Annotated in this window: 26 protein-coding genes, 1 tRNA gene and 1 riboswitch; of the genes, 2 read left to right on the top strand and 25 right to left on the bottom strand. The window is 51.5% G+C overall.

The annotated features are described in order from the left end of the window. Nucleotides 1–208: 208 nt before the first annotated feature. On the top strand, nucleotides 209–1,411 hold the full coding sequence (locus ULO1_RS02045; protein ID WP_079907075.1) for an NAD(P)/FAD-dependent oxidoreductase: 1,203 nt from the start codon (nucleotides 209–211) through the stop codon (nucleotides 1,409–1,411). A gap of 15 nt (nucleotides 1,412–1,426) precedes the next feature. Here the strand turns inward: ULO1_RS02045 and ULO1_RS02050 are convergent, their stop codons facing one another. Then, a complete protein-coding gene (locus tag ULO1_RS02050; RefSeq protein ID WP_159446590.1) occupies nucleotides 1,427–2,575 on the bottom strand; it encodes a metallophosphoesterase in 1,149 nt (382 codons plus the stop codon). A gap of 87 nt (nucleotides 2,576–2,662) precedes the next feature. Between ULO1_RS02050 and ULO1_RS02055 the strand changes: the two genes are divergently transcribed. Next, nucleotides 2,663–3,028 carry a L,D-transpeptidase gene (locus ULO1_RS02055; RefSeq protein WP_078665051.1) on the top strand — a complete coding sequence of 122 codons (366 nt, stop codon included), beginning with the start codon at nucleotides 2,663–2,665 and terminating at the stop codon, nucleotides 3,026–3,028. Here ULO1_RS02055 and ULO1_RS02060 read toward each other — a convergent pair. The 24 genes from ULO1_RS02060 to ULO1_RS02170 form a co-directional block, all read right to left on the bottom strand. Then, nucleotides 2,941–3,897: a LysR family transcriptional regulator gene (locus tag ULO1_RS02060; protein WP_078665050.1), complete on the bottom strand. Its 957-nt coding sequence runs from the start codon at nucleotides 3,895–3,897 to the stop codon at nucleotides 2,941–2,943. The two genes, ULO1_RS02055 and ULO1_RS02060, sit on opposite strands and share 88 nt — an antisense overlap. Nucleotides 3,898–3,903: 6 nt before the next feature. Then, nucleotides 3,904–4,320 carry a hydrogenase iron-sulfur subunit gene (locus tag ULO1_RS02065; RefSeq protein WP_078665049.1) on the bottom strand — a complete coding sequence of 139 codons (417 nt, stop codon included), beginning with the start codon at nucleotides 4,318–4,320 and terminating at the stop codon, nucleotides 3,904–3,906. Next, nucleotides 4,311–6,269 (bottom strand): CoB--CoM heterodisulfide reductase iron-sulfur subunit A family protein, encoded by a 1,959-nt coding sequence (locus ULO1_RS02070; RefSeq protein ID WP_079932887.1) that lies wholly within the window; start codon nucleotides 6,267–6,269, stop codon nucleotides 4,311–4,313. The genes ULO1_RS02065 and ULO1_RS02070 overlap by 10 nt, the downstream gene beginning before the upstream one ends. A 115-nt stretch (nucleotides 6,270–6,384) precedes the next feature. Next, nucleotides 6,385–6,480 (bottom strand) — tRNA-Cys (locus ULO1_RS14655). 46 nt (nucleotides 6,481–6,526) lie between these two features. Next, a complete protein-coding gene (locus ULO1_RS02075) occupies nucleotides 6,527–7,306 on the bottom strand; it encodes a biotin/lipoate A/B protein ligase family protein (RefSeq protein ID WP_079932920.1) in 780 nt (259 codons plus the stop codon). Between the two features lie 14 nt (nucleotides 7,307–7,320). Next, nucleotides 7,321–8,313, bottom strand: coding sequence for a radical SAM protein (locus tag ULO1_RS02080; RefSeq protein ID WP_079907581.1), 993 nt, complete (start codon nucleotides 8,311–8,313; stop codon nucleotides 7,321–7,323). Next, nucleotides 8,310–9,155, bottom strand: coding sequence for a radical SAM protein (locus ULO1_RS02085; protein ID WP_079932888.1), 846 nt, complete (start codon nucleotides 9,153–9,155; stop codon nucleotides 8,310–8,312). Before ULO1_RS02085 ends, ULO1_RS02080 begins: the two co-directional genes overlap by 4 nt. Continuing rightward, a complete protein-coding gene (gene gcvPB / locus ULO1_RS02090) occupies nucleotides 9,155–10,600 on the bottom strand; it encodes an aminomethyl-transferring glycine dehydrogenase subunit GcvPB (RefSeq protein ID WP_078665045.1) in 1,446 nt (481 codons plus the stop codon). Before gcvPB ends, ULO1_RS02085 begins: the two co-directional genes overlap by 1 nt. A gap of 1 nt (nucleotide 10,601) precedes the next feature. After that, nucleotides 10,602–11,939 (bottom strand): aminomethyl-transferring glycine dehydrogenase subunit GcvPA, encoded by a 1,338-nt coding sequence (gcvPA, locus tag ULO1_RS02095; RefSeq protein WP_079932889.1) that lies wholly within the window; start codon nucleotides 11,937–11,939, stop codon nucleotides 10,602–10,604. A 20-nt stretch (nucleotides 11,940–11,959) separates the two neighbouring features. Further along, entirely contained in the window at nucleotides 11,960–12,337 is a 378-nt protein-coding gene (gene gcvH / locus ULO1_RS02100) for a glycine cleavage system protein GcvH (protein ID WP_079932890.1), read from the bottom strand. Between the two features lie 6 nt (nucleotides 12,338–12,343). Continuing rightward, a complete protein-coding gene (gene gcvT, locus ULO1_RS02105; protein WP_079907589.1) occupies nucleotides 12,344–13,441 on the bottom strand; it encodes a glycine cleavage system aminomethyltransferase GcvT in 1,098 nt (365 codons plus the stop codon). A 176-nt stretch (nucleotides 13,442–13,617) separates the two neighbouring features. Beyond that, nucleotides 13,618–13,719, bottom strand: a riboswitch (glycine riboswitch). Between the two features lie 52 nt (nucleotides 13,720–13,771). After that, complete coding sequence (locus ULO1_RS02110; RefSeq protein WP_078665041.1) at nucleotides 13,772–14,833, bottom strand: ABC transporter ATP-binding protein; 1,062 nt, start codon at nucleotides 14,831–14,833, stop codon at nucleotides 13,772–13,774. 1 nt (nucleotide 14,834) lies between these two features. Beyond that, nucleotides 14,835–15,527 carry an ABC transporter permease gene (locus tag ULO1_RS02115; protein WP_078665040.1) on the bottom strand — a complete coding sequence of 231 codons (693 nt, stop codon included), beginning with the start codon at nucleotides 15,525–15,527 and terminating at the stop codon, nucleotides 14,835–14,837. Nucleotides 15,528–15,544: 17 nt separating this feature from the next. Further along, complete coding sequence (locus ULO1_RS02120) at nucleotides 15,545–16,399, bottom strand: substrate-binding domain-containing protein (protein WP_078665039.1); 855 nt, start codon at nucleotides 16,397–16,399, stop codon at nucleotides 15,545–15,547. A 53-nt stretch (nucleotides 16,400–16,452) separates the two neighbouring features. Next, the gene (locus tag ULO1_RS02125) at nucleotides 16,453–16,782 is read right to left on the bottom strand and encodes a winged helix-turn-helix domain-containing protein (protein ID WP_079932891.1); all 330 of its coding nucleotides are present in this window, start codon (nucleotides 16,780–16,782) and stop codon (nucleotides 16,453–16,455) included. A 59-nt stretch (nucleotides 16,783–16,841) separates the two neighbouring features. Continuing rightward, nucleotides 16,842–17,654 (bottom strand): DUF6114 domain-containing protein, encoded by an 813-nt coding sequence (locus ULO1_RS02130; protein WP_079932892.1) that lies wholly within the window; start codon nucleotides 17,652–17,654, stop codon nucleotides 16,842–16,844. Between the two features lie 46 nt (nucleotides 17,655–17,700). Then, nucleotides 17,701–18,396, bottom strand: coding sequence for a DUF6230 family protein (locus ULO1_RS02135; protein ID WP_078665036.1), 696 nt, complete (start codon nucleotides 18,394–18,396; stop codon nucleotides 17,701–17,703). Nucleotides 18,397–18,679: 283 nt separating this feature from the next. Further along, nucleotides 18,680–19,984, bottom strand: coding sequence for a pyrimidine-nucleoside phosphorylase (locus ULO1_RS02140; RefSeq protein WP_079932893.1), 1,305 nt, complete (start codon nucleotides 19,982–19,984; stop codon nucleotides 18,680–18,682). A 12-nt stretch (nucleotides 19,985–19,996) separates the two neighbouring features. Continuing rightward, the gene (locus ULO1_RS02145; protein WP_079907894.1) at nucleotides 19,997–20,824 is read right to left on the bottom strand and encodes a purine-nucleoside phosphorylase; all 828 of its coding nucleotides are present in this window, start codon (nucleotides 20,822–20,824) and stop codon (nucleotides 19,997–19,999) included. Further along, nucleotides 20,818–21,642, bottom strand: a complete 825-nt coding sequence (locus tag ULO1_RS02150) for a purine-nucleoside phosphorylase (RefSeq protein WP_078665033.1) — start codon at nucleotides 21,640–21,642, stop codon at nucleotides 20,818–20,820. The genes ULO1_RS02145 and ULO1_RS02150 overlap by 7 nt, the downstream gene beginning before the upstream one ends. Before the next feature lie 13 nt (nucleotides 21,643–21,655). Further along, nucleotides 21,656–22,828, bottom strand: coding sequence for a phosphopentomutase (locus ULO1_RS02155; RefSeq protein WP_079907895.1), 1,173 nt, complete (start codon nucleotides 22,826–22,828; stop codon nucleotides 21,656–21,658). 131 nt (nucleotides 22,829–22,959) lie between these two features. Continuing rightward, a complete protein-coding gene (gene spoIIM / locus ULO1_RS02160) occupies nucleotides 22,960–23,589 on the bottom strand; it encodes a stage II sporulation protein M (protein WP_159071828.1) in 630 nt (209 codons plus the stop codon). A gap of 68 nt (nucleotides 23,590–23,657) precedes the next feature. After that, on the bottom strand, nucleotides 23,658–24,344 hold the full coding sequence (locus ULO1_RS02165; protein ID WP_078665030.1) for a hypothetical protein: 687 nt from the start codon (nucleotides 24,342–24,344) through the stop codon (nucleotides 23,658–23,660). Continuing rightward, nucleotides 24,322–25,491: an endonuclease Q family protein gene (locus tag ULO1_RS02170; protein WP_079907897.1), complete on the bottom strand. Its 1,170-nt coding sequence runs from the start codon at nucleotides 25,489–25,491 to the stop codon at nucleotides 24,322–24,324. The genes ULO1_RS02165 and ULO1_RS02170 overlap by 23 nt, the downstream gene beginning before the upstream one ends. Nucleotides 25,492–25,503: the final 12 nt, after the last annotated feature.

The following is a 25,503-nucleotide window of genomic DNA, read 5'->3' on the forward strand; positions in this document are numbered from 1 at the left end:
AGAGATACCGTTATCCTTGCTAAACAACTGAATGATAATGTTTAAAAAAATTTATTTATAATATTTTTAGCAATTTTCATTCTGAAAAAGGGTACATCGCAAAAAGCATTGTTAAAAATATACTTGCCAAATAGGAATAGTGGGGTTATAATTGTTAGCAACAACTAATGCAAGTACACACTTTCACATATCGGAAAGGAGTCTGGCAATGACTATGCAAACAAAACCCCGTATTCTGATTTTGGGCGCAGGCTATGCAGGCATGATTTGCGCCAAAAAGCTCTCCAAAAAACTGCCCCCCGAACAGGCGGAAATAATCCTGGTCAATAAACACTCTTACCATCAGTTTCTGGCGCAAATCCATGAACCCGCCGCCGGACGCAATGATTTTGAAGATGTGCGGGTAGAAATCGCAGAAGTGCTGGATTTAAACCGGGTCCGGTTTCACAAGGGGATTGTCTCCAGCATAGATCGGGAACGCCAGCAAGTACACCTGAGTGATGGCACTGTCCTCAGCTATGATTATCTGATTATCGCTCTGGGCAGTGAGCCAGAGTATTTCGGCATTCCCGGCCTGGCTGAAAATGCCCTGACCTTGCACAGTTTAAATGGGGCCCGCTTGATCCATACTCACATTGCCAACGCCCTGGCCCGCTACAAAGCTGAGCCGGAGCAAAAACACCTGCTGACCTTCGTCATCGGTGGCGCCGGGTTTACCGGGGTAGAACTGGCTACTGAGCTGGCCGACTGGTTGCCGGAACTGGCCCGTCGCTATGATATCCCGGTCGAAAAAACCAAAATCATTAATATCGAAGCTGCTCCCTGTGTTTTGCCGGGCAATGATGCCTTCCTCTGTGAACAGGCAGCTCAAATTATGGCCGCCAAAGGCATCGAACTTATAACCCAGGACCCCATTCATCACGTGGAATCCGAGCTGGTTTGTCTTAAATCAGGCCGGCAAATCCACACCGGTACCATCATCTGGACCGGCGGCGTCCGGGGCAATCGTGTCGTCGAAGCGAGCGGCTTCCCTGTTCAGCGAGGCCGTACCCCTGTGGATGCATTTAACCGGGCCCAGGGCTGGGAAAACATTTTCGTCATCGGTGACTGTTCTTTGCCATTCGGTCCGGAAGGAAAACCTCTCCCCCCTACTGCTCAGGTCGCTTTACAGCAAGCTGAGCATGTAGGGGAAAACCTGGTTAACTTGCTGACAGGGCAACCCCTTACTCCCTTCCGATTTATTCATCGGGGAGTGGTAGCGTCCCTGGGACGCCGTTATGCTGTGGGTAAGGTCAAAAAATACCGGGCCACCGGCCTGATCGGTCATATTCTGAAAGAAGCAGTAGCTATCCGCTACCTCTATAAACTGGGAGGATTGCCCCTGGTCATCAAAAAAGGCTTGCTCGCCTAACGGAGCAAGCCTTTTTTATTTCTGAAAGGATAGCTGCAAAACCACAATTTCCGGCTGATTGCCTATGCGGAAAGGTGGCCCCCAGGTACCATAGCCAGAAGACACTACCACCTGCAACGAACCTTTGCGATAATAGCCCCAGTCCACCTCATAGATACGACTGGTTAAATAATTATTAGGCCAGAGCTGACCGCGATGGGTATGTCCGGAGACCTGCAGGTCTATACCTGCCATTAAACTTTCCTCCAGTTGCCGGGGTTGATGGTCCATCAGCAGCATGGGTTTATGGCGGTCCAGGTTCTTGATTATTTCCGCCAAGGGTTTTCTTTTTTTACCGGTAAATCGTTCCTTTACCTGATCTTCCCGGCCAATCAGGTAGAGACTGTTTGCTACGAATACAGCCTCATCCCTTAATACGGTAATGCCTGCTTCCCTTAAGGCTGCCACTGCTCTTTCCGCTTCACCTCCGATATATTCATGATTACCGGTGACAGCATAAACCCCATAGCGGGAATGAAGCTGGCGAAAGGCATCCGCCATCTTTTGTTCGATAAAAGGAGCGGTATCTTCATCAATAATATCTCCTACTAGTAACACCAGGTCCGGCTTGATGGTATTGATTTGCCGGACAGCCTGTTCCAGACGCTGTTTGTGATTGATCCGTCCCAGGTGCAGGTCGCTGAGCATAACGACCTTCAAGCTGTCCAGTTGCCCACCTGGCTTATTGATATTGACCGCATAGGTACGCACCACTGGCTGGCGGGCATTGTAAAAACCGTAGACTAACAGCCCGACAATAAACAGAAAAAGCCCCAGGCCTAGAATAGGTGTCAGCGAATTCGGCCATAAACCCATCCGTCCCAGTACAAATTTAATCAGATCAAAAATAATTAAGCTCAGGAGTAAATAATAAAATGCTCCCATCCACCAGGATCCCAGCATAGTAAATCCCCAGCTGTCCAGCCAGGGTAAAAACCTTTTGCCCAGTCTTCCAATTAGATAGGCAAGCGCCAGTAACCAGAAAACAACCCAGTAAAACTTTCTGTCCAGCCAGGGGAGCCAGTAACTGAACAGCAGCCAGCCCCGCCGGCCAACGTAATAATTAAGCAAAACATAGATGCTTAAAAAAATGGCAAGAAAGATATAGAAACCATTATGGCGCACCAACTGCCACTCCTTGTAACAACATTTTCGCATCTAGCCCCTATATTGTGCCATAAATTTTAAAGAGATACAAGAGGAGGAAGGGATATGAATGGTATCTATATCTCCCTCTCTGTCCGCAAACTTTATCTCCTGCAAAATGGCAAGCCCCTGGCCATCTACCCTATTGCCATCGGCAAACCCCAGACTCCGACCCCGCAGGGGAATTTTCGTATACTGGAGAAAATAATCAATCCCGGGGGCATCCTGGGCAGCCGCTGGCTAACCTTTCATTTCGTCCCCCGGGGTAAATACGGTATTCATGGTACTAACAATCCCGCTTCAATCGGCCTGGCCGTTTCCAATGGCTGTGTGCGCCTCCACAATCAGCATATCGAAGAGCTTTTTTCCCGGGTTAGCATCTGGACCCCGGTCTGGATTCGTTCTGAGCCCTGGTCGGAACTGGCAAAGTAAGCGGCGATTTTTTCCTGAGTCAGGGAATTTTTTAAAAAAGCCATGAAGCTAGCTGCTGCTGCAAATTCCCTTTCCGGATAATTTGCCCAGAGCTGGTATTCCCCCTGAAAGCCTATAACCTTAAGCTCTTGCAGCAGCATATTAGCCTGGTAATAAGCCAGAGTCACCCTTTTCGGCACCAGGGCTACGCCCTGTCCTGTTCTGGCAGCTGTTAAAACAGCATCCAGACTGTCCAGAGTGATGACCTGACTGCAATTAATGTTATGTTTACCCGCAACCATAGCAAAAGGATAACTTGCTTTTAGCGTAAAAATCCGTTGGCGGGCAAGTTCATAAAAATTAATGGTTTTTAGACTGGCAAGGGGATGTTTTTTAGCTGTCAGCAGAACTAGTTTATCTCGATAAACTGCTTCGCCTGTGTACTCCGGGATCTTCAGTCTTTCAGCACTGATAACCAGAATATCTTTACTGGCGGTTAGAAAATCCAGGGATCCCTCCACCTGTTCAACAGGGACCCGTGGATAAATCTTCTTAAAATTTTCCAGTAACCAGGTCAGAAAAGGGCCTTTAATCATGCTGGCAATCCTTAGCCTCTGTTTTGCCTGCTGGCAGCTGAGTTTACACAAATCCAGCTGGGCCTTCTCCCAGAGCTGAAGCAACTCCCGTCCATAAAGTTCCAGCAAAATACCGGCTTCTGTTAATTCCAGATTTTTTTTGCCCCTGATCAGCAGTCTGGTATTCAGCCTTTCCTCTAGCACCTTAATCTGTTTGGTAACTGCTGGCTGGGAAACTCCCAATCTCTCAGCTGCTTCCGTTAAATTCCTGCATTCAGCCACTACTACCAGCGTTTTTAAATAATCCAAATTCATCGAATTTCACCTCAATCGTCGATTGGGGCCTAGCAGTTTAATCTCTTCTACCATTTCCCGGGTAGTAGAAGCGAATTTTTGCCCTTCCGCTCCTGATATCCAGCGGGCTCTCAACCGACCCGGTTCATAGCCTACATATTCCAGTAATCGCTTGAAAATCAAAAATCTTCTGCGCGTGAAATAGTTACCAGTAGCATAATGACAATCACCCGGATGACAGCCAGCCACCAGTACCCCATCGGCCCCATGCTGAAAAGCTTTAAGAATAAATTGCGGATTTACCCTGCCGGAACAGGGCACCCGGATGACCCTGACATTAGGCGGTTGTTGCAAGCGGCTAATCCCTGCCAGGTCTGCCCCGGCATAACTACACCAGTTACAGCAAAATCCAATGATTTTAGGCTGCCATTCCTTTACTGACATGCCCAGACCACCTCCGCCAGCAATTGCTCATTGGTGTAACCACTGAGATTCAACGCCCCGGAACGACAGGCAACGGTACAGGCACCACAGCCCTGACAGAGCCCTTTATTTACCATAGTCACCCATCGCCCCTGGCTTTCCTTGAACTCTAAAGCATGATAGGGACATATGCTTTGACAATGCATACATCCTGAACAAAGCTGCTCATTTACTTCTGCAACCATCGGATTGGTTACCAGATGTTGCTGGGCAAAGAGGGCTGTTACTTTGCTGGCCGCTGCACTGGCCTGCGCCACTGTGTCCGGGATATCTTTGGGCCCCTGACAGCAACCGGCTAAAAATATGCCAGCAGTATTGGTTTCAACTGGCCTCAATTTGGGGTGAGCTTCCATGTAAAAGCCATTGCTGTCCGCAGCGAAGCTGCAAATCTGGGCCAGCTGTTCCGCACCGGCAGCCGGTACCATTCCGGTAGCCAGAACCACCAGATCAGCCGCGATTTCTACCTTCTGCCCGCTGAGGGTATCTTCACCCCAGACGATCAATCTGTTATCTCGTTCATAAATTTTGGCGACTCTGCCACGCAGGTAATTAACCCCATATTCCTCTACTGCCCTCAGGTAAAATTCCTCATACATCTTACCAGCAGTTCGCACATCCATATAAAAGACATAGACCTCCGCTGACGGGATTTTTTCCTTGATTTGCATTGCATGTTTGGCAGTATACATGCAACAGGCTCTGGAACAATAACTCTTGCCTTTCCGGTAGTCCCGGGAACCGACACATTTGACCAGAACCACACTCCGGGGAACTTTACCGTCAGAAGGCCGCAGGATTTTGCCGCCGGTAGGTCCGGATGCATTTAACAGGCGTTCCAGTTGTAAACCGCTGATGACATCCTGGTATCTACCCCCGCCATATTCCTCATATCTGGTCCAGTCAAAAAGCTCATAACCGGTAGCTACCACAATCGCTCCTACCTGTTCCTGGATCAATTCCTCCTGTTGAGTGTAATCAATAGCTCCATTGGGACAAATTTTAGCACAGAGACCACATTTATTTTCCTGAATTTTACGGCAATTTCTAGCATCGATAACCGGTTTATTGGGTACAGCCTGGGGAAAAGGTCTATAAATGGCTGTTCGCATGCTCAGGCCCTGTTCAAATTCACTGGCTACCTTGCTCGGGCACTTACTTTCACAAATGCCGCACCCGGAACATCTGGCCAGATCTATATACCGTGGTTTCTGGTGAACGGTAACAGTAAAATTGCCCAGATAGCCCTCAACCTTAGCTACTTCCGCCAGAGTATAAATTTTTATCTTTGGATGCTGGGCTGCCTCCACCATTTTTGGTGTACATATACAGGCTGAACAGTCCAGGGTAGGAAAAGTTTTATCCAGAGCTGCCATTTTACCACCAATGGTTGGCTCTTTTTCTACCAGTACGACTTCATAGCCGTGTTCAGCAATATCCAGAGCAGCTTGCAACCCGGCTATTCCGCCCCCTATCACCAGTGCTCTTTTATTTATAGGCAAAAAATCTTCAAACAACGGTTTGGCCCGACTAACTTTGGCAATGGCTTTTTTGACCAGGGCAATAGCCTTTTCTGTGGCCAGCTGGGGTAGATGAGAATGAATCCAGGAACAATGTTCGCGCAAATTAGCCATTTCCAGCATATATGGATTCAAACCAGCTCGCTTCAGGGTTTTACGGAAGGTAAGCTCGTGCATGCGTGGAGAGCAGGAAGCAACTACCACCCGTTCCAAACCATGCTCCTGGATAGCCGAAATGATCATCTGTTGCCCTGGTTCAGAGCAAGTATACTTGTGATCTGTTGCCAGCACTACTCCTGGCAATGAACGTACAGCTTCCACCACTTGCGGTACATTCACAACACCACCGATATTGGACCCACACCAGCAGACAAACACTCCAGTTTTCCCCATTATTCCATCCCCTTATCAACAATGCTCTGTTAAATTATACAATAACTTATTATTATCTGGCTAATAACTTTTTGTTATAATCAAGTTAAAAAAAATACCGGTAACAGTACCGGTATGGAGGGGAGAGTTGGAATCGAACCAACCCCCGGACGGGTTACGTCCAGGCCGAGCGGATTTGCAGTCCGTGGAGGGACCCAGCCCCCTTCTCCCCGCTCATATTATACCCAATTATTACTTATGATAAAAATAAAAATTAGTTATCGTAAATTGTTCCAGCTTTCCTGGCTGTATTTTTCCGCTACCAGCATTGCTGCCTGTGCCTTTTCCTGCTCTGTAAGCAAACCCGTTTGCAGTTCTATACCCAGGCCCTGGCTAAAGCCAGCTGTAAAGGCATTTACCAGTTCCTCATATTCCGGTTCCCGTCCCAGAATCGCACCAATAGTGATAGCCCGCTGGTGAAAATTACTGAGCAGCCGCCTCCGCATTTCTTCACTGGGAAAGCGGAGACAGGCGAAAAGTTTCTCCGTCTCCAGCCGCACCAGGATGGAACCGTGCTGCAAAACCACTCCCTGTTTGCGGGTCTGGGCACTGCCCACTAATTTTTTGCCCTCTACCGTCAGTTCATACCGGGAAGGAGCATCAAAACAGGCTGAAGAAGCCGGTTCTGTTCCGCTTTTACCTTCTGCCAGACATGCATCGATCCCCAGATTTTTTAAACCTGTCAGCAGACCCCGGGAAATCTTTAAATATGATTCCAGAACTGAACCGCTAACCGCCGGATGGTCCTGCGGGGCTATCAGGCTATAGGTCAGCTCATGTTCATGAAGAACCGCTCTGCCTCCAGTCAGGCGGCGCACTACTTTTACTCCCAGCCGCTGACAGGCAACCAGGTCCACTTCCTGTTGCAGCCGCTGAAAATACCCCAGGGACAGCCCGGGAGGCTGCCAGGCATAAAAGCGCAGGGTAGGAGGAACCTGGCCAGCAGCTACTGCTTCCAGAATGGCTTCATCCACGGCCATATTCCAGTAAGGGTCCATGCTGCCACTATCAATCAAGCGCCACTGCACTGTTCCTCCTCCTTCGGCTCAGTTTTCAGACTGCTGAAAAGGAAAGCCAGTTCCTGCTCTCTCTCTGCTTCAGTCAGCGGCCGGGGATAATTATACATAATACCCCCTGGTTTCTCATTATAATAGGGCCGGTTGCAATCTGGACAGCCACTGGTCTGGAATGCCCTGCCACAGGCCAGCCATTGCCGTAACTGCTCCCTGGCTCCCAGATAAACCAGGCGACCACTGGCAGTAAAAATCATTTGTTCTACCCTGACCAGTTTGTTTTTGATTAACCAGTGGGCAGCCTGGATGCGGCGATACTGGGCCAGCGGTGGTGGCGGCCGGTCTGCCAGAGCTGTACCCGGCACAGGGGTAAAGGCAAAAAGAGCCACTGTTATTCCCTGGTCGGTAAAACGCTGCAGCAGCTGGCAAATTTCTTCTTCCCGCTCTCCCAGGCCAACGATGAGATGAGTGCTAATTCGCCCCGGAAAAGTTCGGGCGGCAGCTTCGATAAAAGCCAGCTGTTCACCCCAGGAACCGCCCTTGATCTGGCTATAAAGTTCAGGATTGGCTACATCCAGAGGTAGTCCAATCCGTTCTACACCCGCAGCCAGCATTTCCTCCAGCCGAGCCATATCCATGCGTGTGCAGGAAAGGCAAATGGGCACATCGGTTTGCCGTGTCAGTTCTGCAATCATCTCCCGGGTTTGCAGCCAGGCCTCCCGGCTGTTAACCACTTGCAAACAGGTGCGTTTGATCTCCCCGGACTGAAAAGCAGCAGCAATCCGGGGCACCACTTCCTGCATCTGAAAACCCGGCCAGGTCACCCGGGAGAGGAGATCAGAACGGCTCTGGCTGTCCCGGCCTTGAGGACAGAAGCCACAGGAACGACTGCACTTTTCCCCCGCCATCAAATAGGCGGTGGTGGGAGGGGCATCGGTTTTAAGCTGTTTTAGCCCCAGTACATGGGCTGTACCCGCTGAAACCTTGATCATAGTACACAACACTCCTCCCCGTAGACTATCTCCAGTCCCAGGGTTTGCGCCAGCTGAACAGCTCCCGGGGTGGGCTGCACCAGCCGGTTGATCCCGGCCCTGATGGCCAGTTCGTCCAGCCGGGCCCGATATTTGCCTTTGGGCCGCATACACCCCAGGTGAATGGGCAAATTAGGAAAACGCAAACGGGCCTCGCTCAGCAAATCCACCACTCGTTCTAAGGGCGGCGGCTGACGATCGGCATAGCGGGTGCCGGGAGTCGGGGTAAAGACTATAAAAACCAGTCCCTCGGTCCCCAGCTCGGCCAGCAAATCCAGCGCTCTTTCTTCCCCGCTTTCCTCTCCTCCGCGCAAACCGATACAAATATGGGGCAAAACTCTGACCTTTTGCCTGAGAGCCTGATAGACCCGGACATAATCTTCCACCGTTTTTTCCAGGCCCAGGGCTTCGCGGATGGTAGCATCATCAGCAACAAAATCAAAGGAAACCACATCAGCAATCCGGGCCAGAGCTGGAATTTCCTCCTCATTCACCAATCCCACATGCATGTTGTAGCGGCTCTTTCCTTTGGCCTGGAGCAGTAGATCCAGCTGGCGGGACCAGGGGACCCGGCCCTGACCATCACAGCCGCCGCTAATCAGATAGCTTTTAGCTTGCCCTAAGATTTCTGGTTTCAAAGCAGCCATCTTTTCCAGATAATGCCCACCGCAATGACTGCAATTCAGGGCACATTCCTTGCCGGTCACACTTACCCCTTTGGTTGCATGGGGGCGGTCAAAATAAATTCTGGGGGGAAAATGGGCCTGGCGCACTTGCCAGGCCGTTTGTAATTTCTTTTCCATTATTGACCATCCCATTTCAATACAGGCTGTCTGGCCGCCCGGGCTTCATCTACCCGACCAATGGGGGTAGTATGGGGAGCTGATGTCAGCAGCTCCGGATTTTCCTCCGCTTCCCGGGCGATTTTGATCATACTGGCAATAAATTCATCCAGAGTCTGTTTGGACTCCGTTTCTGTGGGTTCGATCATCAGGGCTTCCTCCACGATCAGCGGGAAGTAGACCGTAGGCGGATGATAGCCATAATCCAGTAACCGTTTGGCTATATCCATAGTTCTGACACCATAAGGTTTTTGCTTTTTGGAATTGAGCACAAATTCGTGTTTGCAAATCCTGTCAACAGGAAGATAATAATGCTGTTTCAGCTGACTGAGCAAGTAGTTGGCATTAAGTACAGCATTTTCGCTGACAGCCTTCAGGCCTTCTCCGCCCAGAGCCCGCATGTAAGTATAGGCCTTAACTGCCACCCCGAAGTTGCCATAGAAGGAACGCACCTTACCAATGGACTGGGGTCGGTCATAATCCAGGCGGTAACCATCCTCGCCTTTCACTACAACCGGTACAGGCAGGAAAGGTGCCAGGAAATCCCGCACTGCTACCGGACCGGAACCAGGGCCGCCGCCCCCGTGGGGAGTGGAAAAGGTCTTATGCAGGTTAAAGTGCATTACATCAAAGCCCATATCTCCCGGCCGAGCAATTCCCATAATGGCATTGGCATTGGCCCCATCATAGTAGAGCAAACCGCCTTTGCTATGCACGATTTCCGCAATTTCCCGGATGTTTTCTTCAAACAAACCCAGAGTGTTGGGGTTGGTCAGCATTAAGGCAGCGACATGCTCATCCATCACCTTTTTCAGGGCTTCCACATCCACACAGCCCCGCTCATCGGATTTCACCGCTACCACTGAATAGCCGCAAATGGCGGCAGTAGCCGGGTTGGTGCCATGGGCGGAGTCAGGAACAATCACCCTGGTGCGTTTATCCCCCCGGCTCTCATGGTAGGCCCGGATGATCATCATCCCGGTATATTCCCCGTGCGCCCCCGCTGCCGGTTGCAGGGTCACTGCCGGCAAACCGGCGATTTCCGCCAGATACTCCTGGGTCTGGTACAGCAACTCCAGAGCCCCCTGGATCGACTCCTCCGGCTGATAGGGATGCAGCCAGGCAAAACCGGGTAAGCGAGCGGTATTTTCATTGATTTTAGGATTATATTTCATCGTACAGGAGCCCAGGGGATAAAAACCAGAATCCACCCCGTGATTGAGACGGGAAAGCTCGGTGAAATGGCGAATGACTTCCACTTCACTCACTTCCGGCAAGCCCTTTACTTCTTCTCTTAATTCCACTCCCGGTAACAGTTCAGCCAGCTCCCGGGCAGGTACATCACAATCCGGCAGGGGATGACCAACACAACCAGGGCGGCTGAGCTCAAAAATCAGTTTGGCCATCTTACTTCACCTCCCCCAGCACTGCGATCAGACGGTCTATTTCCTGCCTGGTTCGTTTTTCAGTGGCTGTCCACAGCTGGGTACTGGTCAGTTCGGGATAAACCCACTCCAGATCCAAACCGCCAATAAATTTGTGGGCCAGCAACTTTTCATTGATCCGCCGGGGCGATTGAGGAGTCTTGATAGCAAATTCCCGGAAAAAGGGTGCTGTAAAGGCTGGTGCAAAGCCGGGAAGTTTTTTCATTTCCTCAAAGAGATAGTGGGCCTTTTGCACATTCAATTCGGCAACTTTCCTAACCCCCTGCTTGCCCAGCAAACTCAGGTGAATAGTGGCAGCCAGCGCACAGAGAGCCTGGTTGGAACAAATGTTGGAGGTAGCTTTTTCCCGGCGAATATGTTGTTCCCGGGCCTGCAGGGTGAGAACAAAAGCCCGCTGGCCCCGATTGTCAACGGTCTGTCCGACAATTCGGCCCGGCATCCGTCTTACCATCTCCTCTTTCACAGCCATAAAGCCAAAAGAAGGTCCGCCAAAACTGGGAGGATTGCCCCAGGGCTGGCCATCACCAACCACGATATCCGCACCATATTCACCAGGAGGAGTCAAAAGTCCCAGGGAAATGGGGTCAGCGATAACCACAAATTTGGCCCCAGCCTGTTTGGCCATCTCACCAATCCTCTCGCCCTGCTCCAGACAGCCAAAGAAGTTAGGTTGCTGGATAATCACCACCCCAGCCAATGTATCCAGTTGTTCCTGTAACGCAGCTTCAGAGGTTACTCCGTCTTCATAGGGGATTTCCACCACTTCCAGCCCCTGGCCCCGGGCATAGGTCTTCACCACGGCCCGGTATTCAGGATGAACGGCAGTGGAAATCAGAATCCGCGGCCGGCGGGTGGCTGCACAGCCCATCAGGGCCGCTTCCGCCGTGGCTGTAGCCCCATCATACATAGAAGCATTGGCCACATCCATGCCAGTCAACTGGCAGATCAGGGTCTGGAATTCAAAAATCGCAGTCAGCGTCCCCTGGCTTATTTCCGGCTGATAGGGAGTATAGGCTGTGTAAAACTCGGAACGCAGGAGAATATGATCTACGGCACCGGGAATATGATGGTCATAAACCCCTGCCCCCAGGAAGGATACATATTCCTGCAGGCTGGCGTTTTTGGCAGCCAGTTCCCGCAAATGGGCAGCTACTTCCATCTCGTTCTTAAACCCGGGAATCTGTAATGGCCGCTGCATTTTCACTTCCGCCGGAATGTCAGCAAACAAGTCCTCAATACTGTTCACTCCCATAGCGGCCAGCATTTCCCGCCGCTCAGCCTCGGTATGCGGTATATACATGCGGTTATGCCCCCTCGCTCTTATTCGTTGGCCAGCAATTCTTCGTATTCGTCAGCAGTCAGCAATTCCGCCGGTTCTTCGCTGATTTCCACCTTGACCATCCAGGCAGCATAGGCATCTTCATTGATTTTTTCAGGGGCGTCGATAAGCTCCTGGTTTACTTCCACCACTTTGCCGGTTACCGGAGCGTAGATGTCGGAAACAGCCTTCACGGATTCCACAGTACCGAAACTTTCACCGGCAGTGATTTCAGTGCCCACCGGCGGCAAATCCACAAATACCACATCGCCAAGGGCTTCCTGGGCATGGTCTGTGATGCCGATAATCGCCATGTTTCCTTCAATTTTTACCCATTCATGATCTTTGGTGTACTTTAAATCTGCCAGCACTTTGCTCATACTCAATTACCTCCCTCTTTTATAAAAAGGCAAACTAACGATTTTTGCCTTTACTTCCTTGTTACGAATCATAACGGCTACTTCCTGACCAGTTTGGGCCACATCAGCAGCTATGAGGGCCATGGCCAGGTTTTTCCCCAGGGTTGGAGCCATGGTTCCGGATGTAACCATCCCAATTTCCTGGCCCTGATAAACTACGGGATAACCCTGCCGGGCAATGCCCCGCTCTACCATTTCCAGACCTACCAGCTTGCGCTTCAGTCCTGCTTCAGCCTGGGCCGTAAGAGCAGTCTTGCCGATGAAATCTTCCGGTTTATCAAGGGCGATGAATCTCTTCAGGCCAGCTTCCAGGGGTGTAATATCTTCGCTCAGTTCATGGCCATATAGAGGCATAGCAGCCTCAAAGCGCAGGGTATCCCGGGCCCCCAAACCGATAGGCTTAATACCCTTATCCTGTCCAGCCGTAAGCAGGGTTTGCCAGAGCTGCCTGGCCTGGTCCGGTGAACAATAAAGTTCCCAGCCATCCTCCCCGGTGTAGCCGGTGCGGGAGATAATACAGGGTATGCCCGCAACCTCACCTCGGGTGAACCAGTAGTAGCGAATAGCATCTAACTGAACGGGAGTAAGGGGCTTAAGGATCGCAGTAGCCTGAGGTCCCTGAATGGCCAGCTGGGCCACAGTATGGGAAATGTTTTCCACCTCCACTCCTGCCGGGGCCAGCTGCTTGATCCATTCATAATCCTTATCAGTATTGCCGGCATTGACTACAAGGAGATATTCCTCCGCATCCTCCTTGTATACCAGCAGGTCATCCACCGTGCCACCGTGTTCATAGCACATGGGAGAATAGAGGATTTGCCCTTTTGCTAACCTGGCCACCTGGTTGGGCAGCAACTTTTCCAGAAAGGCCAGGGCCCCGGGGCCTTTAACGGTAATTTCCCCCATGTGGGAGACATCAAAAAGACCTGCTGCCTGGCGGACGGTCTGGTGTTCATCGATAATGCCACTGTACTGAACCGGCATTTCCCAGCCCCCAAAATCCACCATCTTCGCTCCGGCGGCTATATGCAACTCATAAAGGGGAGTGCGTTTCAATTCTGCCAACAGGAACACCTCCTTAACATTAGTATGTGCCAATGGGGACAAATAAAAAGGACAGAGACAAGCCTTTTTGGCTTTTCTCTGTCCTGGTTACCTGAGAGATTACCCGCAATAGTTACGGGCTTCCCCTTGGGTGTTTCGGGCAACCTGGCAGTCTACCCGAAAGCTCTCCAGAGTGGGGTCTGAAGTCAGTTCTTTTGCCTGAGAGTTTTGATCTGCGGCCGCCAACCGCCCATCTTGCTCCTTCGGCGCCCTTTAAGGGTCTCTCCCGACCTCTTCCTCCCCCGTATATTCAGTTTCAAGGCAGGTCTCCATTTATAATATATTCGCCAACTAACCCGGAAGTCCTTCTTGATCTGACAAAAAATTTAGGCTATTCCGGGTTTCAATATAATGTAACTGTTTTTTATTGATTACTGCCCAGGCCTGTTCCCCTAATTGCAGCCGCAGCTGGTTATCTGCCCAGCCCCAAACTTCCAGTCCTTCACAAAGGAGACAATAGTAAACCCCATCCCAGTGTTCTTCCACATATTTTACCTTCCCAGGCCAAAGCCAGCTCTCACCGGCTACAGCCGGTTTGGCGCCGAGGATTCGCACGCACCGGGCCGGAATAGCCCCCAGACCGGGCGGCAGTTCCTTTAAACCCGGCAGACTTCCTCCGGTAGGCCAGAGATTTTCCACCCCAAAAAAACGAGCTATCGCCTCACTAGCCGGCCGTTCGGCCAGTTCCCGCACCGTTCCCACCTGAGCCATTTGCCCCTGCAACAGTACCAGCCCCCGGTCAGCCAGTAACGGCAATTCCCGAAAGTCATGGGTAATGAACAGGGTGGTGATGCCCGTTTCTTTCAATAACAGACGCAATTCCCGCAGGAGACGGCTACGGGTAGGTGCATCCACAGCGGCAAAAGGTTCATCCAGCAAGAGCACCTGGGGCTTAAGAACCAGGGCACGGGCCAGGGCTACCCGCTGAGCTTCCCCTCCACTTAAATCTTGAACTCGGCGCCGGGCCAGCTCCGTCAGGCCCAGCCGTTCCAGCCAGGGCCCGGCCAGCTGTTCCCGCTCCCGGGCAGATAGGCCACGAAATTTCAGCCCCAGGGTGACATTATCCAGTACGGTTCCACTGACCAGCAATGCCTCCTGAAAAACCAGGGTTACCGCCTGGCGCCATTGATAAGGGTCCCGGCCCGGGCCCCAGACCATTTCCCCGGCGCGAATGCTGCCCTGGCTGGGACAGAGGATCCCGGCCACTGTCAGCAGCAATGTACTTTTGCCTGCCCCATTGGGACCCAGCACCGCCATGATTTCCCCGGCTCCAAGCTCTAAGCGCGGCACGGCAAGTACCAGCTTACCCCCGCGCTTTACCTGTAGATTTTCCAGTAACAGCGGCCAGCCCATTTCAACCTCTCCTTTGCTGCAACAGGGTGAGCAGATAGGTTACTCCATAACTTAAAAATAGCAGAACAAAACTCAAAGCCATGGCCAGGCCAAAATTGCCTTTACTTACTTCCATTACTGTTGCTGTAGTTAAAACCCGGGTTTCCCCCTGGATATTGCCCCCTACCATCATGGAAGCACCTACTTCCGAAACCACTGCCCCAAATCCTGCCATCACTGCTGCCAGCAGGGAATAACGGGCCTCCTTTAACAGGATCCCGATAATATGTAAAGGACTCGCCCCTAAAGATTGCAGCTGCCAGACCAATTTGGGGTTAATCTGTTGAATGGCGGCCATAGTCAACCCCACAATGATAGGAGCAGCAATCAAAGTCTGAGCGATAATCATGGCGGCAGGGGTATAGAGAAGATGAAAGAAACCCAGGGGCCCATTACGCCAAAGCAAAATGGTCACCAGCAGACCAGCTACCACCGGCGGCATACCCATACCGCTGTTAACCAGAGTCACCAGCAAGCGCCGCCCCCGAAAATCCCCTAAAGCCAGGTACACACCCAGGGGAATCCCTATGACAAGACTTAAGATAGTAGCTGTGCCTGAAACCCGCAAAGAAAGGGCAATAATGGCCCAGGTTTCCCGGTCCCCCTGGAACAATAATTTCAGCGCCTGAACCATCCCTTCCCAGATCAATTCCATCCCTTGCACCTACTTTGTTACTGTTTTATAGCATCAGGATAAAACAGGGGCTGGCCATATTTATCCACCCCAAACTGGCCGATCAACTTCTGGGTGTCCGGTTTAAGTAAAAAGGCGATAAAAGCTCGAGCTCCTTTAGCATTAACTTTGGGATATTTGTCAGGATTTACTGCCATGACATGGTAGATATTCTTTAACTCATTACTGCCCTGGACCAAAATCTCCAAATTCAACTTGTCTTTTAAGGCCAGGTAAGTGCCCCGGTCTGTAATTGTATAACCCCGTTTTTCTGCAGCCACACTCAGGGTTTGTCCCATCCCGCTGCCAGTAGACTGATACCATTTGCCGGCAGGTTTTATTCCTACCTTTTCCCATATTTTTTGTTCAAACTTGTGGGTACCGGAATTATCCCCCCGGGATAAGAATAGAGCCTGCTGCTGAGAGATAGCTTTGAGTGCCTCTTTTATTTCTTTTCCTTTAACTCTGGCCGGGTCCTCTGCTGGGCCAACCAGGATAAAGTCATTGTGCATTACCAGAGAGTAGTCAGTCACAATCCCTTTATCCACCAGCTTTTGTTCAGATGCCGGTGCGTGAGTCAACAGGACATCAGCTTCTCCTCTTTCTCCCATAGCCAGAGCCTGACCAGTTCCTACCGCAATTGTTTTGACATTATATCCAGTTTCTTTTTCAAAAGCAGGTATCAACACATCCAGCAAACCTGAATCCTGGGTGCTGGTAGTAGTAGCCAGGATCACATCTTTGTTACTTTTTTCTGCTATTGTATTTTTAGCCTTTTCCTGCTGGGAACCGCAACCAGTTAAACTGGCGATAAAAAGCATGATAACTGTAAATAAGATAGCAGTTCTCTTCATAAAACAATTTCCTCCCTCGTTCTGTTAAAATGTACATAACGCAGATAAAAAAATTAAAATGGCTTTCTTTGTTGCCAGTAACTGACAACCGCATTTATCTCTGCTGTCATTTGTTCAAAAAACAGTAAAAGTCTCTCCCCATCTCCAGTCAGACTCATTCCCCCTCCATTTTCTCCTCCAGTTTGCTTGTAAACCAGTTCCCGCTGTAAAACAGCTTCAGCTTTGCGCAGCCGGCCCCAGGCCTGGCGGTATGATATACCCAATTTCTGTGCTGCCTGGTTCAGAGAACCATACTGCTGTATAGCTTTAAGCAGTGCACACAATCCGCTCCCACCCACTGCCTTATCATCATAGACCAGCCACGCTTTCCAACGAACCTCCATCTTCTCGCCTCCACTGTTGGATAAAAATATATTCGGCAGGAAAAGGAAAATTCCTGCCGTTATTGAGCTAAATTAACATTATTTTTTTCAATTTTTTGACCGGCCCAGGCCAGGATCAAACATCCGCCCAGAAGAGACAGCAACCCTCCCAGCACTAATCCACCGGCAGCTCCAACATACGAGAGAATTGACAGAATCAGGATGGTAACCCCTAAACCCAGATGCCAGTGGGGGAAAAACAGAGCCAGTAATGATAAGGCCAGCAATCCCAGCCCCAGAACCATTCCGGCCCAGTAAAGCCCGCTCCCTGGCAAAAAAAGGACCGGAGCAATATCAATCCCAAACCAGATAACTAATATGCTCCCTAAAAGATTTAATACCGCCCCCAAAACAGGACGTTTCCGATTTTGCACCAGGATAAAGCCCCAGGAGGTAGTAGCAAGAATAGCCACAGGCCATGCCAGCCAGGGGTTAAAAGCAATTTCCGTTATCATTACACTTATTGCAGCCAGCAAGGGACGCCAGAGCATTTTTCCAGGCAACTCCATATACCAGCCTTTCAATTGCATCCTGTTAAGCCAGCAGGAAAAAATTCCGCTGTATAGCCAGCTGCCAGCTGTCATACCAAGAGCTATCCCTGCATATATATAATTTTGGGGCATCAAAGCCCCTCCGATCAACCCCAGGGTAATGGCCCCTTCGACACCGTAGGCAATCTGTTTATGAGGAAAATACCTGACCAGAATCATCATTGTTCCTATTCCAGCCATGGCACCAATGAGGGCCGAAACCAGGCCCAATTGCCACCACACCCCGCCTGCAAAAGCCCCAAGCAAGCCGCCCAGTATAATTGCCTGCATTTTAATTTTCATTTTCATCCCTCCAGGAAAAAAATAAGGAAGCCGGGCCTTCCTTAAATCAGTTATTCCAGGGGCTGCTATGCATGATATTGGCTGGCGCTACTTCCCTGTTATTGCTGTCGTAGAGATGCAAAGTCAGCTTCATGCCGGGAATGCTCATGGTTTTGGTGGACATATAGTGGGCATTGATTTTAGCCCTGGTCAGGGTAACAGAACTGGCTTTCATACCTATATCAGCTTTTTGGTCATCTCCGGTTACCAGGTTGGGGTGGTCAGTCCTCATATTCTCGTCCATCTGCAGATCTCCGAAATCAATTTGTTCCGCTTCAATATAATCGGCATTCATCAACAGCTGGGTACCGCTGACATATTTACTTTCAGTTGTATTGGCTTCCACTAATACCTGGACATAATTGGCCACCGGAAAACCCAGATGCGACAAATCTATATTCTTGTAAAGGCGCAGGCCCCAGATACTCACAGTATCCATGGTAGTCTGGGACTGGGGAAAAGCTGTCCAGCTTTCCTGTTCCTTATTGGACAAATTGGTATCGGCAACTGAAGGAATCAGTTCAAAATTGGTACCCGTGATTTTATCAGCTTCAATTACAAACCCACCCACTCCTGCCAGTGGCATGGCAGCAAATAGATTACCTGTATTGGCCAGAGTTACCAGTACGGAAAACAGACTGCCCAGTGTCAGTCCCAGGGACCAGAAAAATAATTTTTTGTTTAAATTCAGTACACTTAACATCTTCTCAACCTCCCTAACGCTATTTCTCCCGGCTTCCTCGGAATGAATCTTCATTCATATATATCTAAGAACAATTATACTTATCTGAATTTTTTACACTATATTTTTTTCCAAAAGGATAAATCTTCTGACTGAATGGTCATTTAAGTACACCGAACAGTAACACCGCTGGTCAGACAAAAAGAAACCACCCCGGTAATCCGCCTGGGGTAATTCAAAAAAAAGACCATGGCTAACACCATGGTCCCTAATCCAACTTCAAACTTCCAACCTCGAACCTCAACTAAACTACTTCCCCATAGATCAAGGTCGCCGGTGCCGGCTGCTGACAGCTGATGGTAAAAGCGGCTTTTACTTTAGCCATTACTTCCGCCAGCCGCCGTTCCTCGTTGACATGGAGCCAAACCAGTGGTTCGCCAGCCGCCACCGCCTCTCCTACTTTCTTGTTAACTACCAAACCAACGGCCAGATCCACTTTTGATTCCTTGGTCTCCCGGCCAGCCCCCAGCATGGTGGCTGCGATCCCTAGCTCCTCGGCTTCGATTCGCGCCACATAGCCATCCTGTTCTGCCAGGAGAGGAATTACCTTTTGGGCCTGAGGCAGGAGCTCAGGCTGGTCGATAACCCGGGGGTCACCGCCCTGGGCAGCTACCATTTCTTTGAATTTGGCCAGAGCCTGCCCATTCTGCAGCAGTTCCTCCAGTCTGGCCCGGGCTGCCGCCGGATTGGCAGCCTTCCCAGCCAGGGTGACCATGTGGGCTCCCAGAGTCAGGCAAAGTTCCCTCAAATCGGAGGGACCGCCGCCTCTTAAAGTTTCAATAGCCTCTTTGACCTCAAGGGCATTGCCAATCGCCCGACCCAGAGGCTGGTCCATATCGGTAATTACCGCTACTGTTTTTCGCCCTACCTCCTGGCCGATGGCCACCATGGCCCGGGCCAGGGCGAAAGAATCCTCCAGGGTTTTCATAAAGGCCCCGCTGCCGGTTTTAACATCCAGTACGATGGCATCTGCTCCAGCAGCAATTTTTTTACTCATAATAGAGCTGGCAATCAAGGGAATAGAATCCACAGTTGCCGTGACATCCCGCAGGGCATACAGCTTTTTGTCAGCCGGGGCCAGATTGCCTGTTTGCCCGACAACAGCCGCCCCAACTGTGTTGACATTGCGGATAAACTCCTCTTTATTCAGCTCTACACGGAAACCGGGAATGGAATCGAACTTATCCAGAGTACCACCGGTATGTCCCAGACCGCGGCCGCTCATCTTGGCTACCGGTGCCCCGGCTGCTGCTACCAGAGGAGCCAGCACCAGGGTGGTGGTATCCCCGACGCCACCGGTGGAATGCTTATCTACCTTGATCCCGGCAATGCCACTTAGGTCCACCTGATCGCCAGAACGGACCATAGCCATGGTCAAATCCGCTGTTTCCCTGGCATTCATCCCCCGCAGGAAGACAGCCATGGCCCAGGCGGCCATCTGGTAATCGGGAATTTCATTGCTGGTATAGCCCTGGACCATGAATTCTATTTCCGCCTGGCTCAATTCGCCGCCATCCCGTTTTTTGCGGATAATATCATATGCGCGCATGCCCTTTCCTCCTTACATCGCTGCCAGAATTCCCTTGATCAATTGAATGAAACGGGGCCGGGCCTGTTCCGCCACCGCAACTACCTGCTCATGCTCCAGCTTTTCCAGGTGTTCTCCTATCGCCATATCGGTGACACAGGCTATTCCCAGTACCTCCATGCCCCCATGGTTAGCAACAATCACTTCCGGGACTGTGGACATGCCCACCGCGTCGCCGCCGATCTGGCGCAGGAAAATCAGTTCTGCCGGGGTACAGTAATTAGGCCCGCTGACCGGCACATATACTCCTTCCTGCAGTTTTACTCCCTGTTCCCCGGCCACCTGGCGGGCAAGGGCACGCAAACGGCGGCTGTAGGCTTCACTCATATCAGGGAACCGGGGCCCAAATTCCTCCAGATTGGGGCCAATCAAGGGATTGCTGCCAATGAAATTAATATGGTCAGAAATTAACAGCAAGTCCCCGGGAGCAAAAGTGGGATTCATCCCTCCGCAGGCATTGGTAACTATCAGCTCTTTTATCCCCAGGGCCTGCATCACGCGAATGGGAAAGGTTACTTCCTGCAAGCTATAACCTTCATAGTAGTGAAAGCGTCCCTGCATGGCCATAACCCGTTTGCCAGAGAGCAAGCCGATAACCAGGCGGCCAGCATGGCCTGCCACAGTGGAAACCGGGAAATAGGGGATTTCGGCATAATCCAGAATTACCGTTTCCTCAATCTCCTCTGCCAGTGAGCCCAGCCCGGACCCCAGCACCAGACCGATTTGGGGCAGTTCCCGGCCAGCCAGTGCTTTTTTAATATAGCTTGCTGCATCCTTAATTTTTTCCCTTAACTCTAACATAACTCCACTATCCCCTTTACCAGCGCTAAAAATTGCTTTTTAATTCTTTCAGCAGTTTCCATTACTTCACTGTGGTCCAGTTTCTCTGGCAAAATTCCGGCCGCCATATTGGTGATACAGGAAATACCCAGCACTTCCATGCCGCTGTGATTGGCTACAATAACTTCAGGCACAGTGGACATCCCCACCGCATCAGCACCAATTTTAGCCAGATAACGGATTTCGGCCGGGGTTTCATAAGAAGGCCCGGTCATGGCGGCATAAACCCCTCGCTGCAGCTTAAAACCCTGGCTGGCTGCTACCCGGTCTGCGATTTCCTGGAGACGGGCACTGTAAGCAGCACTCATGTCCGGAAAACGGGGGCCAAAATCATCCCAGTTAGGTCCAATCAGAGGGTTGCTGCCCATCAAATTAATATGGTCGGTTATCAACATCAGGTCTCCCGGTTTAAACTCCCGGTTGATACCACCGGCCGCATTGGTAACGAACAGCTGGCGTGCCCCCAGTAGCTTCATGACTCGTACCGGGAAGGTGACTTCTCCCATGCTGTAACCTTCATAGTAATGAAATCTACCCTGCATAGCCACTACCGTTTTGCCTTTCAGCTTGCCCAGCACCAGACGACCGGCATGACCTTCCACAGTGGATACCGGGAAATGAGGGAGCTCCCGGTAGGGAATGGTCACTGCCTCCTCGATTTCCTCCGCCAGAGCCCCCAGTCCGGATCCCAGGATCAAGGCAATTTCCGGCAGGTAATCGGTGTGACGGCGAATGTACTCCACAGCTTCAGTCAATTTGACTTTCCAGGCTCGTTCCATGCTTTAACCTCCCCTATTTTAGATCTGTCAGAAAAGAGGTGCCGACTTCGATTTCCGTGCCCAGGGCCCGGGCAATGGTTTGCCCGATATCGGCAAAAGTGGACCTGGTCCCCAGGTTTACGCCCCCCTGATAGCGGGGGCTATAAACCAGGAGGGGAGTATACTCCCTGGAGTGATCTGTACTGGCATCAGTAGGATCACAGCCGTGATCTGCCGTAATAATTAACAGGTCATCATTGCCCATCCGTCCCATGATTTCCGGCAAGCGCTGGTCAAATTCGCTTAAAGCCCGGGCATAACCTTCTACATCATTGCGATGGCCATAGAGGGAGTCAAAATCCACCAGGTTGGCAAAAATCAAGCCCTGGTCGCCCTGGTCCATGAATTCCAGCGTTTTGTCCACAGCATCCATATTGGATTTGGTGAGTTTATGCTGGGTCACACCCCGGCCATCATAGATATCTTTAATTTTTCCCACTGCCATTACTTCCAAACCCAGTGCCTTGATTTTATCCAGCAACATGGTTTTGGGGGGCTGCAGGGAATAGTCATGACGCCGCTCAGTCCGCTTAAATGCTCCCGGTTGCCCGATAAAGGGCCGTGCTATTACCCGCCCTACGGCATGATCGCCAACCAGTAGTTCCCGGGCGATTTGGCACATGCGGTAAAGCTCCTCGATAGGTATAACCTCTTCGTGAGCGGCAATCTGGAAAACGCTATCAGCCGAAGTATATACAATAGGATAGCCGGTACGCATGTGTTCTTCGCCCAGCTGTTCAATAATCACTGTCCCGGAAGCAACCACATTGCCCAGGGTCTTGCGGCCGATCCGCCGTTCAAATTCAGCAATAATTTCCGGTGGAAATCCCTGGGGATAAGTGCGAAAAGCCTTCTCCAGAATGATGCCAGCCATCTCCCAGTGGCCAGTGGTGGTATCCTTGCCATTGGACATCTCGGCACAGCGACCATAAGCTCCCCTGGGATTGCTGATCGGTTGCAGGTGGGGAAAAGACCGGATATTGGCTAGCCCTAGCTGAATCAGGTTGGGGACTTTCAATCCTCCTACCCTTTCGGAAATATGGCCCAGGGTATCAGCCCCGGCATCGCCATACCTGTCGGCATCCGGCAGGGCGCCAATACCCGCACTGTCCAGTACGATTAGGATTGCCCGTTTAAATATTGCCATTTTAGCTTCCTCCTCTGTGCAAACGTTTCTCCACCAATAATGTTAGTCGTCTGACCTTTAGTAATTATTCTATTCCACACCGAAAAAGAAAATCCTGCCTGGTCAGCAGGATTTATCAAAAAATATTTTTCTTAATTCAACAACCGCCAGATCTGTTTCATCAACACCGGGGTAAAGTAAGTTTCTGTTAATGCCCCCAGAAATAATAACCCGCCATAAAGCAGAAAAACCAGAAAATAGGCCAGCAGCACATCCCTGCCATCCCCCTGCCGTCGCCCCAGTCTGCTTTTAAGCCAGTACAGTGCAAAACGCTGGGAACTGACCGCAGCGGCCCAGTACATAGGCAGGAAGAAGAGATTTTGCGGTAAAAGGGCAACCAGGGCCAGAACTGCCCCGGCAGCAGCTTTTTCCGCAGTCAGGAAGGCTGCTGTAAAACCCAGGGCAAACCCCCGCAAGAAGACCACAACCCAGACTAACGGCAGGGTCAGGACAAACAGGCCACCCAGAAAAAGCAAAAACAGGCTGCGTCCCTGTTCCAGGACCAGGGACCAGAAATACCTGCCCCGATCCACATCCAGACTGGACAGGTTTTGCCAGAAATGGTCCACCAGCAGGGTCAGCTGCTGTTTCTGACCAGCATCAAGAGCCCCTGGCCCCAGGGCCCCCAGAATATAGCCGCTGAAATAAAGGAGGAGCACCCAGAGATAACTCATCCAGCGCTCCCGCAAATACTGGCTCAATATCTTCTTCAGTCTCCGCATTTTCATCCTCCTCCCTGTCCTATATTTATGGGACAAGAGAGGAAAATATCCCAGGTCAGGATGAAAAATCAAGGACTTTCCAGCAACAGACGCCCAATATACTCGGCAGCCAGCACGTCTTCCAGGGAATTGCCACTGGCCGCCACTACCGCCACCCCGGTGCCCAGTTCCCGGGCCTTTAGTCTGGCCCGCTCCGCCCCCAGCCGGGCTGGCTCTGTCCCCCGGCGCCCGATGGTGCGGGCAATGGTAGCCGTTAGCACCGCTGGAGCTCCTGCTGTGACAGCAGCATCATAGGCAACCCCGCCGGTATCACTGACCAGTAGAATAACCTTTCCTGCAAAATCCGCCATTTTCGCCGTTTCCGCCCCCAGGTTGGGCAGGACCAGCTCGGGTGTTAATCCCGTTTCCGCCAGCCCGGCCAGAGCCTTCTGGCAGCGCGCCCTCCGTTCCTCTTCCTGGCCATACCTGGGTTCACTGACCAGAATCACTCCCGTCCCCAGCTCCCGGGCCTTTTGGCCCGCCTCCATTCCCCGCTGTCGAGGCTGAACAGCCACCGGGGCCCTGGTTTGATCGGGACTGGCCCCGATCACAGCTGCCGCCCCTGCCTCCAGCAGGCCTTCCGCAGTGGTGGACATATCAATTACATCCACTATTACTACCACCAGCCCCTGGCGGGCAGCAGCCGCAGCCCCGGAAGCATTAACAGTGACCGTTACCAGTGGGACAGGGTGACTAACCTTGCAGGATTCGCCCATAAGTACCGCCTCCTCCGGCCTGAATTTTCACCTGGCCCTGGCGACAGGCCAGAATCAGAGCGGCTATTTTCTCCCCGGCAGTCCGAATGAGATCTTCTGCTGGCACCTGATGTAAAATAGCCATTTCCGTCCCAAATTGGCTCAACAAACGTTCCATGGTTTTCTTACCGATACCAGGCAGAAATTGCAAGGGCACTTGATAGTAATAGGGAGGATGCTTACCCCCGACCGCCGGCTCGGTGGTAATCGCCACCAGCCGGTCCAGCACCCCGGTAATCAGTTGCTTGCTGCCACAGGCAGGGCAAAATGTCACCGGCGGCTTCTCCTCTCCGGCAGTCCAGCCACAATCTGCACAGGCACTGCGGTGATATTTGCCCAGCCGCGGATCGAGCCCCCAGTTGGCTATGATTCTCCTGCCATCCTGATGGTAGAAGGCTTTCAGCATTTCCCTCCAGTTGAGCTCTGCCAGCAACAGTTCATTATATTCCCGCCCGATTTTCTCCAGGGAGTGCGCATCAGAATTGCTCAAAAAAGCTACCCGTGCCAGTTCGGCCAGCCGCTCCGCCATGGCAGTATCAGCGCTCAAGCCCAGTTCCAGCACCCGGATTTCTTGCTGTTCCGCCGGAGTGAGCAGTTCCCCGAGACTGGCACAAGCACAGCCGTATAGCCCCTTATGCGGGGTAAAAGCATGAGCCGGTGCCAGCAAACCTCCCAGTTCCAGGGTTTGCTGCAAAATCTGGCTCAAACTGAGGTGGGCCCGCTGACTGGAAAGGTGCAAATTGCGCATAAAACCGGCCAACCAGGTACTAAACTGCTCCATTTCTTCCAGTCCTGGAAAATAGGCCAGGAAATGGGCCCCTTCCCTGCTCTCCACCTCCGCCCCCGGAACCAGCAAAGTCCGCTGACGGTACAGCAGCCCTCCTTCTGGCAGTGGCTGCAAATCCCCTGCTGCTATCATTTCCTTCAAATCAGCCAGTACTCCAGGGGCCTGGGCATCGATAATTCCCACAATATCCAGCCCCTTGCGGTAAGCTGCTTCTGCCAGCACTGCCGGCAGGGTAAGCCGCCGGGAAGCGGTGATTTTCACCGGCCGCCCGGCTGTGGTAGCCCCTAAATGTATATGCAAATCAGCATAAAAACTGCGCATCCTTTTCCTCCC

It is taken from the genome of Carboxydocella sp. ULO1 (assembly GCF_002049255.1).
Lineage (GTDB): Bacteria > Bacillota.

What these genes read in the sequence shown, in the direction of transcription:
- ULO1_RS02145 (WP_079907894.1), bottom strand. Translation starts at nt 20,824, where the DNA reads ATGTTAGAGTTAAGGGAAAAAATTAAGGATGCAGCAAGCTATATTAAA.
- ULO1_RS02140 (WP_079932893.1), bottom strand. Translation starts at nt 19,984, where the DNA reads ATGCGCGCATATGATATTATCCGCAAAAAACGGGATGGCGGCGAATTG.
- ULO1_RS02135 (WP_078665036.1), bottom strand. Translation starts at nt 18,396, where the DNA reads ATGTTAAGTGTACTGAATTTAAACAAAAAATTATTTTTCTGGTCCCTG.
- ULO1_RS02150 (WP_078665033.1), bottom strand. Translation starts at nt 21,642, where the DNA reads ATGGAACGAGCCTGGAAAGTCAAATTGACTGAAGCTGTGGAGTACATT.
- spoIIM (WP_159071828.1), bottom strand. Translation starts at nt 23,589, where the DNA reads ATGCGGAGACTGAAGAAGATATTGAGCCAGTATTTGCGGGAGCGCTGG.
- ULO1_RS02125 (WP_079932891.1), bottom strand. Translation starts at nt 16,782, where the DNA reads ATGGAGGTTCGTTGGAAAGCGTGGCTGGTCTATGATGATAAGGCAGTG.
- ULO1_RS02085 (WP_079932888.1), bottom strand. Translation starts at nt 9,155, where the DNA reads ATGGAAAAGAAATTACAAACGGCCTGGCAAGTGCGCCAGGCCCATTTT.
- ULO1_RS02130 (WP_079932892.1), bottom strand. Translation starts at nt 17,654, where the DNA reads ATGAAAATTAAAATGCAGGCAATTATACTGGGCGGCTTGCTTGGGGCT.
- ULO1_RS02115 (WP_078665040.1), bottom strand. Translation starts at nt 15,527, where the DNA reads ATGGAATTGATCTGGGAAGGGATGGTTCAGGCGCTGAAATTATTGTTC.
- gcvPA (WP_079932889.1), bottom strand. Translation starts at nt 11,939, where the DNA reads ATGTATATACCGCATACCGAGGCTGAGCGGCGGGAAATGCTGGCCGCT.
- ULO1_RS02110 (WP_078665041.1), bottom strand. Translation starts at nt 14,833, where the DNA reads ATGGGCTGGCCGCTGTTACTGGAAAATCTACAGGTAAAGCGCGGGGGT.
- ULO1_RS02120 (WP_078665039.1), bottom strand. Translation starts at nt 16,399, where the DNA reads ATGAAGAGAACTGCTATCTTATTTACAGTTATCATGCTTTTTATCGCC.
- gcvPB (WP_078665045.1), bottom strand. Translation starts at nt 10,600, where the DNA reads ATGGCCAAACTGATTTTTGAGCTCAGCCGCCCTGGTTGTGTTGGTCAT.
- ULO1_RS02170 (WP_079907897.1), bottom strand. Translation starts at nt 25,491, where the DNA reads ATGCGCAGTTTTTATGCTGATTTGCATATACATTTAGGGGCTACCACA.
- ULO1_RS02165 (WP_078665030.1), bottom strand. Translation starts at nt 24,344, where the DNA reads ATGGGCGAATCCTGCAAGGTTAGTCACCCTGTCCCACTGGTAACGGTC.
- ULO1_RS02045 (WP_079907075.1), top strand. Translation starts at nt 209, where the DNA reads ATGACTATGCAAACAAAACCCCGTATTCTGATTTTGGGCGCAGGCTAT.
- ULO1_RS02075 (WP_079932920.1), bottom strand. Translation starts at nt 7,306, where the DNA reads ATGGACCCTTACTGGAATATGGCCGTGGATGAAGCCATTCTGGAAGCA.
- ULO1_RS02070 (WP_079932887.1), bottom strand. Translation starts at nt 6,269, where the DNA reads ATGGGGAAAACTGGAGTGTTTGTCTGCTGGTGTGGGTCCAATATCGGT.
- ULO1_RS02060 (WP_078665050.1), bottom strand. Translation starts at nt 3,897, where the DNA reads ATGAATTTGGATTATTTAAAAACGCTGGTAGTAGTGGCTGAATGCAGG.
- ULO1_RS02155 (WP_079907895.1), bottom strand. Translation starts at nt 22,828, where the DNA reads ATGGCAATATTTAAACGGGCAATCCTAATCGTACTGGACAGTGCGGGT.
- ULO1_RS02065 (WP_078665049.1), bottom strand. Translation starts at nt 4,320, where the DNA reads ATGTCAGTAAAGGAATGGCAGCCTAAAATCATTGGATTTTGCTGTAAC.
- ULO1_RS02055 (WP_078665051.1), top strand. Translation starts at nt 2,663, where the DNA reads ATGAATGGTATCTATATCTCCCTCTCTGTCCGCAAACTTTATCTCCTG.
- ULO1_RS02080 (WP_079907581.1), bottom strand. Translation starts at nt 8,313, where the DNA reads ATGATCAAGGTTTCAGCGGGTACAGCCCATGTACTGGGGCTAAAACAG.
- gcvH (WP_079932890.1), bottom strand. Translation starts at nt 12,337, where the DNA reads ATGAGCAAAGTGCTGGCAGATTTAAAGTACACCAAAGATCATGAATGG.